Raw genomic sequence first — 12,814 nt, 5'->3', positions numbered from 1 at the left:
TAGAACAATTATTGAATACTATTATACTTTAGCCCATTACAAAAACCATTAGCCGCCTCACAGTCTAATTCAACAATAATCAAATTTTAGAACTAGAGGGAGTCGACAAAATCAATCGAGTCATAAAGACTTTTCGTTATCTCTGTGTTGTGGATTGTTGTTGTGGAATCCCCTTCCAGCATCGAAATCACTAAATCATCTCCTTGTTCAATAAGCTTGATGTAGGGGAAAGATTGCAGATCGACTAACAAACGGTCACCATGCTTAGCATTAAAATCGTGAATAACATCATGCCCAGAACTTAAAACAAATGAATCCAACCCCTTATTTCCAGTCAAGTGGTCATCACCAACGGATCCATCCAAATGATCATCTCCAACCCCACCATAAAGACTATCGTCCCCAGAACCACCGTTCAACATATCATGACCGTGACGTCCCTCAAGATGATCGTGTCCACCCCCACCATTGAGGTGATTGTCGCCTTTATGACCCGTCAGATGATCATCACCATCTGCAGCCGTTAAATGAGTATCATCATCACTCAAGTTGTGATGAAATCCATAACGAGAATTATTGTTATCATCTATCTTCGGAGTAGGCACATTAATTTTTCGGTCAAGTTCAAAAAAGTTAAAATGATCATCTTCAAACATTTTCTGAAGAGATTGATGCGGATTTGACTTTTTCTTCGACGAAAAATCGATGACCGCCAATGTTGTCCCCAAGCCATGCATGGGCTCAACTGATTCAATATACTTGAGCGTATTATTATCAATACTATTTTGCATCTGTTTCAAAGTGTCTTGTCGATCAAGATGCGTTTCACCCTTAACATGACCAATTAACTTTTTTTGCTTGAGATATTTCTTGCTTGTTTGGTGATAGTTTAACTCATGAAGAATATGGGTTTTCTTGAATTTTGGCAGATGATCTAATTGTCCTGCAGACATGGAAGCGGCTGCACGCCGCGATGACAAGGAACTGCTCGTATGGCTCCCTTTCAAAAAGGAATCCATATCCATTAGGCCACCTGTCACCGTATTAATCGGAAAGTCCAATGGCCTGACGGAATCCATCAAGCGAGATTTCACCGTGAGTGCACTCGCTTCGGGATGACGAGCCCAATAGCTGCTAACCACGCCGGCGACAAGAGGAGTGGCCATGGATGTACCACTAAAAAAGTGATAATCCGTATCAGATCGACTACCTGTGCTGAAAATACTTTGACCAGGTGCATAGAGATCAACAGTCGTTCGCCCATAATTTGAAAAACTGGCACGTTCATCTGTCGGAGTGGTCGCACCAACAGAGACCATCGCATCAATATCAAATGATGCTGGAGAGACTGGATTAACATCATTGTCATTATTTTCGTTGCCAGCAGCAACGATCGTCAAACTTCCTTGTTCACCTGCATGGGTGATTGCTGAATTTAGAGAGTGAGAATAGCCAGCTCCACCAAGACTCATATTCAGTATCTTGGCCCCACGTTGAACCGCATAATTAACACCGCTCACAATTCCAGACATAAAGCCACTGCCCTGATCATTCAAAACTTTCACAGGCAATATTTTCGCAACTGGATTACCGCCAATCACACCCAAACCATTGGACGCCGCAGCCACCGTGCCGGCAACATGTGTGCCATGACCATTGACATCATCCGGGGAAGAATCATTGTAGGCAAAATCATAACCATAATAATCATCAACAAAGCCATTCGAGTCATTATCCAATCCATCGTTTGGTATCTCACTATTATTAACAAGAATATTTGACTTTAAATCTTCATGTGTGACCCTAACACCAGTATCTAATACAGCAACAATATTTTGTCCCGCCTCCAAATTGTTTATTCCGTTTGATGCGCCGCCAAATTGTCCAAATGTAGGCACAGCTCGAATATCATCGCCAGCCTGACCACCAAATTGTCCACGATTTTCAAATCCCCACAAACGGTCGAAATATTGTTCTGTCGTCCAAAAGTCCTTCGATGCTCCGATGATTCCATTCTGATCAAAATCTTCTTGGAATTCTTCTTCTATCGCATTGAAGGCGTCTGAACCAGGTGCCACAAGAGCCGTCTCATTTTGAACATTCCAGGAAGCATCCAGAGTCCATGTTTTGAGTTGTTTGTTTTGATTATCCCTCCAAACGATTTTATTGGTTGAGTTAATTGTCTCAGCAGCCAACATTTGTAAAACCGATGCAGATGAACCTGCATCAACCTGTTCGCCATTGGCTAAATTAATAGAGATCGGAATCGTATCAGCTTCAGATGCTCTTACATAAGCAAAGTTTGACTGATCATGAAGAAGCGTGGTATTCCCAATTGATTCAATCGACGTATAAACTTTTGGTTGTTCACCAACAAATCCGTCAGCATCAAAATCTGTATCAAACTGCTGTTCAAGCGCGTGGTAACGAGGAGTACCCGATGCAATTGCTGGGTCACTTGATAACTCTCTCCAATTCGCATCCAATGTCCAAAGATCAATACTGGAATCAGTGTTGGTTTTCCAAACCACATGATTTTTGGAATCAAAAGTCTCCGCTGCAATCATTGCCTTCTCTGCCGCAGAGGATCCGACGTTGACTTCTGCACCACTGCTATCAGTAATCGTCTGAATTGATCCGTCGGAAGATACTTTTATATATCCATAATTAGCTTGATCATGCATTAAAGTAATCGAACCATCTGTTTCTATATTCGTGTAAACTTTGGGTGGGCCACCGACATAGCCATCCACATCAAAATCTTGCTCGAACAAGATTTCTAAGTGATTAAAGTCGTTGGAACCGGGGTAAACTGGATCAGTCTCGCTGAGATCATCCCAGTCCCAATCATTATCAAGTGTCAAGGTATTAATTGCATCAGTCAAATTATCTTTGACAGCCAAGTGATTGCTTCCTTCATAAAATTCTGCCGCTATAATCTGCAGCTCAGAATCAGCAGAACCAACATTAATTGGATCACCTGAGATGTCCTTTACTTCGTATTTTTGTGTATCAACTTGATCGCTTACATGGGCAAAATTAGATTGGTCTTTGTAGAGCGAAAAGCTACCATTATCTTCAATTAAAGTATATTGCTTGGGTTTCTCACCAATGTAAGTGTCCAGATTAAAGTCTTGCTGAAACTCAACTTCCAATTGATGAAACTCTGACTCGTCATCAAAAAGAAGTCCGCTTTCTGATTGCAGCTCCCAACGCTCATTTAAGGTACCACTTTTGATACCATTTAATTCTAAATCAAGCCAAACAACTTTATTGAGGCCATCAACACGTTCGGCACCAATCATTTCCATGTTTGATGCATCGGAGCCAATATTCAGCTGCAATCCATCAGCTGACACGATCGGAATTTTTCCTTCTTTATAAACATTTTCAACATAGGCCTTCTTATCATCATCTTGAATCAAAGCTGTATTGCCAATCGATTCGATTGTGGTGTAAGTGGGCTTAATAGGTCCAATATGTCCATTTTCGTCTACATCTTGCTTGAAAATCTCTTCAAGTTGAACAAAACCTTCTGTACCAGGTTTAAAAAGCTTTCCACCTTTGAGCTGCTTCCATTCAGAATTACATGTCCAAGTACGGATCGCCCCAGTCGCTGACTGTTTCCAAAGCAACAAGTTCTCTGAATTTGCAGTTTCAGCTCCAATCAAACTCCATTTAGGATTTGATTTTTTAGGAGCTCTTAGCGATTTTCCGTTTCTTCGGGTGATTTCAACTGGCGATCCATTTACCGTGTCGATATACAAGTGGCGGTATTGATCCTTGATAAGTTCAACACTACCAATTCCTTCAACTACTGTATAAATAGGAGGATTTTTTCCAATGGTACCACTATCATCAAAATCCTGACTAAATAACTTTTCAATGTCAAAGTAACTCGGGTGAGATGCTTTATAATTCTTTTTTGATCGTGTCATTTTCCAGTCTTCGTCAAATCCGATTACCCGCAATTTCCTATTGTTTATATTCCAGAGAGCAAGATTATTGCTTCCCTGATAAGACTCTGCACCTACAACCATCCATGATGAAGTTTCCTTTGGAGTGCGGTAAGGACGATCCCGCAAGTTTTTTAATTCATTTAGAGCTTCTCCATAGGGATCCTCATTGGACTGAGCAAATAAAATATTTTTAGGATTCTTTAATAAATGAACATTGCCAATTGAATCGATTTTGTCTAGTGAGTTCAATGTCTCGTCGGCCATTGTGATTCGTAATCTAAGCTCTCTTCTATCATTAATACATGAGCGAAACATCCGCCACCTAAAAGTTACAAACAGTCAACCAATAGTTGTAGAAAAAGTTAAGAAGCAAAGATATTGAGCATTACACTTTCAAATACCTTCCAAAAACTAGGCAATAACCCCTAGTTCCTCAGCAAAGTTTCTGCGCATTTAAGTTTTTCTTTTACAAATTCCAACTGCTTTATTTCCGGGCTGCAAGTCATTTCAGTCCCGAGTTCTTGACCAGAGGTTTGCGTCGATTCCCGAAGGTTCAAGCCTAAATCCTATCATTGGTGAGCAAAAGCAGGGGATGGTTGAAGATGAAAAACTAACAATCATCCACGCCAGTTCAGACAAAAGATTCCGCAAGTCTTCATCATGTTGAGCTTTACTGTTGAGAGCGAACCCGCTCAAACGATCTTTACTCCTATGCCAGAGGCTGAAGAGGAGCACCAGAAAGGCAAGGCTGGTGAGAGAAAGGCCTGGACCAAGCCCGACAGCCCGCTCAGAATTTCCAGCCAGGCTTCCACCGATGTTGTTGAAGAGCAGTACTCCCAAAACAACAATGCCAAGCACGACCTGGATCCAAAAACGAATCCAGCCCATCCGCCGCAACCCAAAGGAAAGCTTCTGAAAATCGAGGCGGTCAGCCATGCAAGGGCCCAGCTTGTCGTTCAAACTTGGCATCACAACCACTCGGTGAACAGACCGCGTTGATTCCTCTTTGCTCCCCCAAGGACGCGCGACGGCCGACAGCCCTGGCACTGGGCAGTTTTGATGGCCTGCACGCCGGCCATCGCGATGTCATTCGTCACGCGATCGAAGCCGATTCAGGCATTCCAACAGTGGTCAGCTTTTGGCCCCATCCACGGGAGGTGCTCTATGGCGAACCTCGGCTTCGCCTTGATCTTCCAAGCGAAAAACTCACGCTGCTTGAACCGCTTGGGATTGAGCAACTTGTGCTGGTTCCATTCAACCGAGAACTGGCGTGTGTCAGTGCAGAAGACTTTGTTGAGCAAGTTCTGGTGGAGGCCCTGGAAGCCAAACGGGTTGCTGTTGGCCGCAATTTCCGCTTCGGACGCAATCGAGAAGGTGATGCAGCGATGCTCCATACCCTCGGCACCGCAAAAGGCATTGACGTGATCGTTGTGGACATCGTTGAGGACATCGAAGGCCGGATGAGCAGCAGCCGCATTCGTGCTGCCCTTGAGTCAGGGGACCTTGAAACGGCACGCAAGCTTCTTGACCGTCCTTATCGCTTTCAAGGCCGGGTGGTACGAGGCCGTGGCCTTGGCAGGGAACTGGGCTGGCCGACGGCGAACCTTCAGGTTGATGGCCGAAAGTTTCTGCCAGCCCTGGGGGTCTATGCCGCCTGGGCGGAGCTGGATGGTCAAGACGAACGCATGGCCGCTGTCATGAACCTGGGTCCACAACCAACGATCGACCCCACGTCACCATCTGCGGTCGAAGTTCACCTTTTGGACAGGAGCTTTCAGTTAGACAATCGCCAGCTTCGCGTGGAGCCGGTGGTTCGTCTCCGCGGACAGAAGAAGTTCGAGAGTCTCGATGCTCTCAGCGAGCAGATCGGACACGACGCCGAGGCTGCGCGTCAACATCTAGCCATCGACGCTCAGGCGACAGCCGGGTAGGCATTGGTCAGCCCCCAAACGATGAACACACCGATGCCGCCAAGCAGGGCAATGCCCCAAACCAGGACATGCATGGTGCTCTCAGCTCCGCTGTTCTCCATGTCCCCTGGAATTGCGTTCTTCCACAAGATGCCATGGAATTGATGCAACGCGACTCTTCTCCAAATCCCTGTGTGCTTCGTCTGATCGATGCAAATTTGGATCGGGCACGCGAAGGCCTGAGAGTCGTTGAGGACTGGTGTCGGTTCGGACTTGAACGGGAAGATCTTGTGATCTCCCTCAAGGATTGGCGTCAACGCCTCGGGCGACTGCATCACCGCCCCTACAAGGAGGCCCGCTCCACATCGACAGACAGGGGAACGGGATTGGAACATCCTGCGCAGCTGGATCGCTCCAGCCCCGATCAGGTCGTGGCAGCTAACTGCGGACGGGTTCAAGAAGCGCTTCGCGTGATCGAGGAATTCGCACGCCCAATCGATGCCTCCCTAGCGAAGGAGGCATCAGCGATCCGTTACGGGCTTTATGACCTTGAAGTGACTTGTCTTCAGGCCACAACGGGTCATCGACGCCGTAATCGTCTGGAGGACTGCAACCTTTGTCTAATCACCGCTCCAGGAGCAAACCTCACCAGCAAGCTTGAGGCTGCTCTGTGCAGTGGCATTGCCATGGTTCAGTACAGGAGCAAGGACGGAAGCGATCAGCAGAACTTCAAAGAAGCCACTGATGTTCAAGCTCAATGCCGAAAGCGTGGGGCTCTTTTCATCATCAACGACAGAGTTGATTTTGCTCTCGCCCTCGATGCCGATGGTGTTCATCTGGGGCAGGACGACCTTTCCACTGCTGTGGCGCGTCAGCTGCTCGGACCGGAGAAATTGATCGGACGCAGCACCCATTCCCTGGAAGAAGTGGAGCAAGCGCAAGGCGAGGGATGTGATTACCTCGGTATCGGTCCTGTGTTTCCCACCGCCGTGAAGGCGGACAGAGCAGCTGTCGGACCTGAGCTGGTGAAGCAGGCCGAACTTCTTAGCAGAATTCCAATGTTCGCCATCGGCGGCATCTCCTCATCGAACATCCACGAGGTCATCGCGACGGGCTGCAGGCGGGTAGCGGTGATCGGAGCTGTGATGTCAGCGCAGGATCCAAAGACCGCGGGCTTGGAACTGATGCGATCTCTGACCCGACAGACCCTGAATTCATGACCCTGACCCTGAGCGTGAACGGTGAGGAGCGCAACCTGGATCCTGCACCGAGTCCAGCCTGCATCGACACTGTTATTCGCGCCCTGAGCCATAACCCTGCACTTGTGGTTGTTGAACACAACGGCCTGATCGTGCCGCGGGGCAAATGGACTGCTCAAGAAGTGAAAAACGGCGACCAACTTGAGATCGTCACCATCGTTGGTGGGGGTTCCTAAAGTTGCAGCATGAACAACACTCCTGCGGCTTTGAAGCTCTCACCCTGGCCTCGCCGACTGTTCGCAATCATCCTTCTTCCCCTGATGATCATGGGGCTGACTCTTTTCCACGCAGATCCCGCTGATGCTGCCCGTGGTGGCCGAATGGGTGGGGGGAGTTTCAGAGCCCCGTCGATGCCACGCTCCAGCGGGGGGTCTCTCGGTGGTGGTTATCGCCGTGGTGGCGGAGGTGGTTTTGGATTCCCATTCATCATCCCCATCTTTGGATTTGGTGGTGGGGGACTGCTCCCCTTACTGCTCTTGATGGCGGTCGCCGGAGTTCTGGTCAATGCATTTCGTGGTGCTGGCGGCGGGCAAGCCCTCGACGGGTACACCCCAGCGGTTCCAGCAACACCGAGCAAAGTCAAGATGATTCAGCTGCAGGTTGGCCTGTTGGCCAGTGCAAAACAACTGCAGGACGATCTTCGCGCCCTTGCTGCTTCATCCGACACCTCATCCAATTCCGGACTGCAACGACTGCTGCAAGAAACCACCCTTGCCTTGCTTCGACAGCCTGATCTCTGGGTTTATGCAAACTCTGAAAGTGGGGATGTTCCGTTCCACTCAGCTGAATCAACCTTCAACCGCCTTTCGATGAACGAACGCAGCAAACTGGCTGCCGAGGTGACATCCAATGTCGGCGGTCAGCGGCTGAACGATCAATCAAAAGCCTCTTCCGTTGGCGAAGCAGACGCGACCAACGAATTCATCGTCGTCACCGTTTTGGTTGCATCGACCGCGACCAGCACTCTGAACGGCACTGACACAAGTGAAGACTTACGACAGAGCCTGAGAATCCTCGGCTCAACGTCCTCCTCTGACCTGCTGGCCATGGAAGTGATTTGGCAACCAGAAGGACGCGGAGACGTGCTCAGCTCAGAGGAGCTGATCACCGCATACCCAAACCTTCAACATCTCTAAAGATTTCAGAATATCTTCTTATATTTTGTGCGTGGAATAAGTCTTTTTTCTCAGGTTTATTGCTTAAATTTGACTCAAGCATTTCTTCAACCGTTGTCTGGTCCCGATCCCCGTTCCATGCACTGGCAGAAGAATGGCGAGCTAGCAGTCAATGATTTGCAGGCCTTGGTGCATCGACTTCAATCCGTTGAAGCCGATGAAACCAGGGCCGAGCTTGGACGGCTAAGCCGAGGGGAAGACGACAATTTCTGAATGTTGCAAGAGTAATTGCAGCTTCCTCTCTTCAGCTTATAAAAAAAACATTCACCCAAATAATCTTAAAAAAATTCTATAGTATATTCTTTAACGAAATGGATTCTTTCGATCTGTCGGGGATAGCCTTAAATTCATGAATTCAGAGGATTGTCCCCGATAAAAGTTGAATTGGGCTCAAACACCATCTCAACTTTTATCCACTGCTAGATCGATTCCACACCTCCTTTGATGTTCAACACAAATAAACCCAAAAATTCAACCTAAAAATTATACAATCCCGACATTTGCAAAAATCACATCATCAACTTTAACCCTGTTTGAACTATTTTCATTCTGCGATGAGATCAACAACAACAAACAACATTGGGGAGTTGCATCAAAATCGTTTCTTTTTCATAGGAATTAACATCAACAACGCAAAATCCGAAGCGCTGCCATTGCGGCACCGTACCCATTGTCAATATTGACGGTCAACAAACCTGGAGCACAACTGCTTAACATTCCCTCCAAGGCAGCGCGCCCGCCCAGGCTGACGCCGTACCCAACTGAAATCGGCACACCAATCACAGGTTGCGCCGCCAAGCCAGCCAGGACTGTGGGCAGGGCACCTTCCATACCAGCACAGGCGATCAGGACGCGCGCGCTTTCCAATTTGGGGAGCTGTTCGAGCAATCGATGAAGCCCAGCGACTCCCACATCCATCACCAGTTGCACGCCCACGCCATGGCATCGAAGTGCCAGAGCCGTCTCCTCAACAACGGTTCGATCGCTGCTTCCACCACTGAGAACCGCGACGGAGGCAGGCCCGGCGGGAGAAGCAGGCAGTGGCCCAAGCGTGAGACAACGGGCGTAGGGATGAACCACCACTTCAGGCAGTTGGAGGCGCACCGCTTCTGCCTTCTCTGGTTGAACCCGCGTGACCAAACCGAGTTCATCAACGGAACGGAATCTCTGAAGCACGCCAACTATCTGTTGGACGGTTTTATGTTCCCCCCATACAGCCTCCACCATGCCAAGACGCTGACGACGGCTGAGGTCCAGGCGCGCATCCTGATCCTGCATCAGCCCTTCAGTCTCTGGGGCCGCAGCTCACCTTCCGCCAGCAGAGGGAAGGCTGATCCGGCACCATCAGGCCGACCCAGAGCCCTGTTTGTGATCGCGTCGAACTGGTCCTGCACCTGCTGAACGGTGACTGTCGAAATTGACTTCCACTGCTCCCGACTCGCCCAACGGATCAACAACAGCCCTTCTTCTCGATCCGGATCCCAAAGCAGATCCCTGCCCAGGAAGCCCGGCTGACTCTCCAGCCAGGGTTGCCATGTCTGGCGCTCACCTTCCAACCAGATCTCGCGCTGATCGGCTTGCACAGCAAGACGCAACTGCTCAATCACCATCTCGTCTGCCAAAACCGGCCCTGCAACCACAAGCAGGATGGCGAACAACGCAGCACAAACGAGTTTCATGAACGGCTCAGCAAGGCGACCGCCTGGCAACTGATGCCCTCCTCACGCCCCTCCGGCCCGAGTTTTTCATTGGTGGTGGCCTTCACTCCCACAGCATCGGGATCCAAACCGATGCAAGAGGCGATATTGCTACGCATCGCTTTGATGTGAGGTTTGAGTTTCGGCCGCTCTGCGATCACAACAGCATCCACGTTCGTCACCTCCCACGCCCGCTGGCGCACCAAACCAACCACCTGCTCAAGCAGCATCAGGCTGTCTGCCCCCTTCCATTTCGGGTCGGTCGGGGGGAAATACTTCCCAATATCACCCAAAGAAAGTGCACCGAGCAGAGCATCCATCACGGCATGCACCAGTACATCAGCGTCACTGTGCCCGTCCAGCCCTAACCCATCGGGATGGATCAGGGTTACCCCGCCAAGAATCAACGGGCGGCCTGCAACGAGCCGATGAATGTCATACCCGTTTCCAATGCGCAGCTGCATGGTGCGATGTGAATCCGGTTCCATTGTTAAGGCCTGCCACTGGGCAAAGAGATCCGGACGTCGGTCCTTTGTGCGCAGTTCGCGCTGTTGCTGACGCCAGGTGGCAATCGCGCCGTGATCACCACTCCGCAAAACATTGGGCACCGACATTGATCGGAATTCCGCAGGCCTGGTGTAGTGAGGATGCTCAAGAAGGACAGTGCTGTGACTCTCCTCCACAAGCGATTCGGGCGTACCCACCGTCCCAGGGAGAAGCCGTACCACTCCATTGATCAATGCCATGGCCGGGAGTTCTCCGCCGGTGAGGACGAAATCACCGACAGACACCTCTTCATCCGCCAGGGAGCGTATGCGTTCATCAAACCCCTCGTAGTGACCACAGAGCAGAATCAACTGATCGTGGTGGCCTGCCCAGCGCTGGAGATCCTGCTGTCGCATCGGCTGTCCCTGAGGAGACATCAGCACGATTCGCGACTGAGCTCGCCGAGGCACTGATTCCACAGCCGCGAAAACGGGTTCGGGTTTGAGCACCATCCCTGCGCCTCCCCCATAGGGAACGTCGTCCACCTTGCGGTAGCGATCGCGTGCGAAATCGCGAGGATTGTGAACATGCAGTTCAGCAATTCCGGCTGCGAATGCACGGCCGATCACTCCAAGTTGCGTCAGTGGTTCAAAGGCCTGAGGCGCCAAACTCACCACATCAAGACGGTAAGGAGCCATCACGGCTTCAGGCTGCAGGCTTGGAAACGCGTCGGATATCTGTGCAGAAACTGCCTTCCCGAGGAGCGCCGTCGGCATCAACGGCTGTGGTGCTTCTCAATCGAAGGTTCACTCTCGTGAACCAGATCCGTTCCTGAACCAAAACACCATCTGGGCTCGTAATGGTGAGTTCCAGACTGCCATCAGTCCAGAACCGCCACTGACCAAGCTGTTCATCGCCCTGTTGCTTGAAGGTCAGAGCGCCATCAGCGCAGAACTCAAGTCGGCTGAGGGGGGCGTCAGCGGGTTGAACCACCAGATCGCCGAGCTGGGAGGCCAACTCTGATGATTCAAAGCGAACGGTCACCTCACCACGTTCACTCTGATGCCATTCGTCGTCACCGTCAGAAAGCGCGAAACGACTTCTCAGGCTCATCCATTCACCAGCGCAGAGACTCAGAAACGCCGCGGGATCTTCAGGAGGAAAGGGGTGATCGCTCATTCCTCCATCCTGTCAGCCGACTTCACCACGTCACCGGCAGGAACGGATAAGGGCGGTTCCATCCGTAGAGAGCAAGACGCTCGCGACCCGGTAGAGCCTGACCACGCCGATGGAATCCGAACACGTCCGCCAGGACAAGAGTGTTGGCTGGACAGGTGATCGCTACGGGCGCTGGAAGGCCAAGTTCCGCCAGGGCCTCCTCGCGAATCCTGAATGAACCGGAGACATCCGGATCGCAGCGATGGGCAATCGCTGAATCTGCCGTGCTTTGTTCCCAACGGAGACGGCCAGGATTCAATGTTTGACTTCCAGGTACATATTCAAAAGGTCCGTCGTCTGCTTTGACAGGTCGGAGGAAATACCAGAATTTCAGTGCTCGAAAAAAGGTGTCACGGTGCAACTCCTTTTGAAGATCAGGGGTCCGAGATTCACGCCCATGAACAGTGAGATAAACATCGAGTTTGTGCGGGTCCATTGGAATCCCGATCACTTGTCGACTGAACAGATTGAATCGCTGATCACGACACACCACTGATGCAAGAGGGAAGTGAGTTGGATCGAGATGCAGAAAGCGGTTGAGAGTACCGCCGTCAAATCGATCGAAACCTCCCTGGAACGGTTGTTTGGGTTGAAAGCCAGTGCGGTTGTTTTCAGGAACTGGATGCCGGATCAATGCCTGAGAGAGCTGGTTCTCAACCTCTCCACGAAGCGACTCGAACAGTGCATCCGGTAGAAAATCCCGGACCACCAAGTAGCCATCACGCTGAAGCGATTGAAGATGGCGGAAGCCCAACCAACGCCGCCACCGACAAAGCGCTTCCGCCAGCACAACCCGGCGGCGGTGTAACTGAAAGCGATGGTTCAGGACGGGATGGCCGACCCAGGGATCTCGGAAACTCTTGGTGCGTGTAATCAACGAGAGCATGGAGGCAGGCTAAGGGCCTCCCTGAACCTTCAGATCAAGGTCGGCCAACGATCTTGGTGCGTTGCCCACCCACGCGAAATGGACGATGCCCGAGGCCACAAAACAGGCAGTTTTTGATTAAGGGGAAGCAAATAGAAGATTGGGACACATTTTGACCTCATAAAATGGCCACAGAATCTCAACGCAAATAACCAAAATAAGCTTTGCAATACTTGAACAGCACC

At 50.3% G+C, this 12,814-nt stretch carries 12 protein-coding genes and 1 pseudogene; 5 read left to right on the top strand and 8 right to left on the bottom strand.

Annotation, left to right across the window (positions count from 1 at the left end):
- Positions 1-92 precede the first annotated feature (92 nt).
- Positions 93-4,223 carry a S8 family serine peptidase gene (locus SIB64_RS08930; RefSeq protein ID WP_413439890.1) on the bottom strand — a complete coding sequence of 1,377 codons (4,131 nt, stop codon included), beginning with the start codon at positions 4,221-4,223 and terminating at the stop codon, positions 93-95.
- Between the two features lie 399 nt (positions 4,224-4,622).
- Positions 4,623-4,895 (bottom strand): annotated as a pseudogene (locus SIB64_RS08925) (DUF3611 family protein); the annotation flags it as partial.
- 59 nt (positions 4,896-4,954) lie between these two features.
- Here SIB64_RS08925 and SIB64_RS08920 point away from each other — a divergent pair.
- Positions 4,955-5,890 carry a bifunctional riboflavin kinase/FAD synthetase gene (locus SIB64_RS08920; protein WP_413442955.1) on the top strand — a complete coding sequence of 312 codons (936 nt, stop codon included), beginning with the start codon at positions 4,955-4,957 and terminating at the stop codon, positions 5,888-5,890.
- On the opposite strand, the gene SIB64_RS08915 is transcribed toward SIB64_RS08920, so the two are convergent.
- Positions 5,872-6,018, bottom strand: a complete 147-nt coding sequence (locus SIB64_RS08915; RefSeq protein ID WP_413443086.1) for a hypothetical protein — start codon at positions 6,016-6,018, stop codon at positions 5,872-5,874. The two genes, SIB64_RS08920 and SIB64_RS08915, sit on opposite strands and share 19 nt — an antisense overlap.
- 6 nt (positions 6,019-6,024) lie before the next feature.
- Between SIB64_RS08915 and SIB64_RS08910 the strand changes: the two genes are divergently transcribed.
- From SIB64_RS08910 to SIB64_RS08895, 4 genes are all read left to right on the top strand, one after another.
- Positions 6,025-7,089, top strand: coding sequence for a thiamine phosphate synthase (locus SIB64_RS08910; RefSeq protein ID WP_413439889.1), 1,065 nt, complete (start codon positions 6,025-6,027; stop codon positions 7,087-7,089).
- The gene (gene thiS / locus SIB64_RS08905) at positions 7,086-7,304 is read left to right on the top strand and encodes a sulfur carrier protein ThiS (RefSeq protein ID WP_413439888.1); all 219 of its coding nucleotides are present in this window, start codon (positions 7,086-7,088) and stop codon (positions 7,302-7,304) included. The genes SIB64_RS08910 and thiS overlap by 4 nt, the downstream gene beginning before the upstream one ends.
- A gap of 9 nt (positions 7,305-7,313) precedes the next feature.
- Complete coding sequence (locus tag SIB64_RS08900) at positions 7,314-8,264, top strand: DUF1517 domain-containing protein (protein WP_413439887.1); 951 nt, start codon at positions 7,314-7,316, stop codon at positions 8,262-8,264.
- Between the two features lie 93 nt (positions 8,265-8,357).
- A complete protein-coding gene (locus SIB64_RS08895; protein ID WP_413439886.1) occupies positions 8,358-8,516 on the top strand; it encodes a hypothetical protein in 159 nt (52 codons plus the stop codon).
- Positions 8,517-8,927: 411 nt separating this feature from the next.
- On the opposite strand, the gene larB is transcribed toward SIB64_RS08895, so the two are convergent.
- The 5 genes from larB to SIB64_RS08870 are packed head-to-tail and all read right to left on the bottom strand — an operon-like array spanning position 8,928 to position 12,590.
- A complete protein-coding gene (gene larB, locus SIB64_RS08890; protein ID WP_413439885.1) occupies positions 8,928-9,581 on the bottom strand; it encodes a nickel pincer cofactor biosynthesis protein LarB in 654 nt (217 codons plus the stop codon).
- On the bottom strand, positions 9,581-9,982 hold the full coding sequence (locus SIB64_RS08885; RefSeq protein WP_413439884.1) for a TIGR03792 family protein: 402 nt from the start codon (positions 9,980-9,982) through the stop codon (positions 9,581-9,583). Before SIB64_RS08885 ends, larB begins: the two co-directional genes overlap by 1 nt.
- Positions 9,979-11,184 (bottom strand): tRNA (guanosine(37)-N1)-methyltransferase TrmD, encoded by a 1,206-nt coding sequence (gene trmD / locus SIB64_RS08880; RefSeq protein WP_413439883.1) that lies wholly within the window; start codon positions 11,182-11,184, stop codon positions 9,979-9,981. Before trmD ends, SIB64_RS08885 begins: the two co-directional genes overlap by 4 nt.
- Positions 11,185-11,191: 7 nt before the next feature.
- On the bottom strand, positions 11,192-11,665 hold the full coding sequence (locus tag SIB64_RS08875; protein ID WP_413439882.1) for a phycobiliprotein lyase: 474 nt from the start codon (positions 11,663-11,665) through the stop codon (positions 11,192-11,194).
- Between the two features lie 22 nt (positions 11,666-11,687).
- Positions 11,688-12,590 (bottom strand): phytanoyl-CoA dioxygenase family protein, encoded by a 903-nt coding sequence (locus SIB64_RS08870; RefSeq protein WP_413439881.1) that lies wholly within the window; start codon positions 12,588-12,590, stop codon positions 11,688-11,690.
- Positions 12,591-12,814: the final 224 nt, after the last annotated feature.

The sequence above is a fragment of the Synechococcus sp. MIT S1220 genome, assembly GCF_047303025.1.
In the GTDB taxonomy this organism is placed as follows: domain Bacteria; phylum Cyanobacteriota; class Cyanobacteriia; order PCC-6307; family Cyanobiaceae; genus Parasynechococcus.
Note: the sequence above shows the minus strand (reverse complement) of the source record. Positions and strands in the feature narration are given on the sequence as shown.

Excerpts from the sequence above, each read along its gene's own strand:
- SIB64_RS08930 (WP_413439890.1), bottom strand. The coding sequence starts at position 4,223 with ATGGCCGACGAGACATTGAACTCACTAGACAAAATCGATTCAATTGGC.
- SIB64_RS08910 (WP_413439889.1), top strand. The coding sequence starts at position 6,025 with ATGGAATTGATGCAACGCGACTCTTCTCCAAATCCCTGTGTGCTTCGT.
- thiS (WP_413439888.1), top strand. The coding sequence starts at position 7,086 with ATGACCCTGACCCTGAGCGTGAACGGTGAGGAGCGCAACCTGGATCCT.
- SIB64_RS08900 (WP_413439887.1), top strand. The coding sequence starts at position 7,314 with ATGAACAACACTCCTGCGGCTTTGAAGCTCTCACCCTGGCCTCGCCGA.
- larB (WP_413439885.1), bottom strand. The coding sequence starts at position 9,581 with ATGCAGGATCAGGATGCGCGCCTGGACCTCAGCCGTCGTCAGCGTCTT.
- SIB64_RS08885 (WP_413439884.1), bottom strand. The coding sequence starts at position 9,982 with ATGAAACTCGTTTGTGCTGCGTTGTTCGCCATCCTGCTTGTGGTTGCA.
- trmD (WP_413439883.1), bottom strand. The coding sequence starts at position 11,184 with ATGGCTCCTTACCGTCTTGATGTGGTGAGTTTGGCGCCTCAGGCCTTT.
- SIB64_RS08875 (WP_413439882.1), bottom strand. The coding sequence starts at position 11,665 with ATGAGCGATCACCCCTTTCCTCCTGAAGATCCCGCGGCGTTTCTGAGT.
- SIB64_RS08870 (WP_413439881.1), bottom strand. The coding sequence starts at position 12,590 with ATGCTCTCGTTGATTACACGCACCAAGAGTTTCCGAGATCCCTGGGTC.